At 69.8% G+C, this 689-nt stretch carries 1 pseudogene; it reads right to left on the bottom strand.

Going from position 1 to position 689, the window contains the following annotated elements:
- Positions 1–142: 142 nt before the first annotated feature.
- Positions 143–689 (bottom strand): annotated as a pseudogene (locus AQJ91_RS48260) (hypothetical protein); the annotation flags it as partial.

The raw sequence follows: 689 nt of genomic DNA, 5'->3' as shown, positions 1-689 counted from the left end.
GCCCACCCGGTCGATCTCCTGCGGCGACAGGTCCTCGATATGAGTGAGAAACTGCAGGACCCGCCGGCTGTTGGGCCCGAAGACGACACTCATGGTGCTCTCCGCTCTACGGCTTCGGGACCGCTCGTTCGGCCCGCCCGGCCTACTGGCCCTGTTGTCCCTGTCCCTGCTCTCCCTCCTGCTCGGTCGAGTTGACGGCCGCCTTGGCCTCGCCTCCGCTCTTGCTGCCGACGAGCTTGAAGGCCACGCCGCCCTCATCCGCCTTGGTGATCGGGTAGGAGCCCGCCGCCTCGGCCGCGCCCTTGGCGTCAACCTGGAAGGTCGCGATCTTCTTCGCGTCGCCGTTCGGGCCGCCGGCGTAGAGGGTCACCGTCTCGTTCGCGGCGAAGCCGGTGACGTAGAAGCTCACCGCGGTGCCGGCCTTGCCCGAGTACGTGCTCGGCTCGGCGCTCGGCGTGTACGGCATCACCTGGAAGCTGGCGCGGACCACCGCCCGGGTCCGGTCACCGATCGCGGCGACGCTCTGCTCGCCCTCCAGGCCGAACGGCACCTCGAAGGACACGGACCCGACGTTGCCGTTGGCATCGGCGCTGGCGGTGAAGGCCGGGGTGCCGCTGGCGCTGTTGATGTAGAACAGGACGCGCTCGTCGGGGGCGAACCCGCCAGCCGACACGCTGATCCGATGGCCC

Source organism: Streptomyces dysideae, assembly GCF_001514305.1.
Taxonomy (GTDB): domain Bacteria; phylum Actinomycetota; class Actinomycetes; order Streptomycetales; family Streptomycetaceae; genus Streptomyces; species Streptomyces dysideae.
The sequence above is the reverse complement of the archived record's forward strand: the minus strand, read 5'-3'. Positions and strand labels throughout refer to the sequence as shown.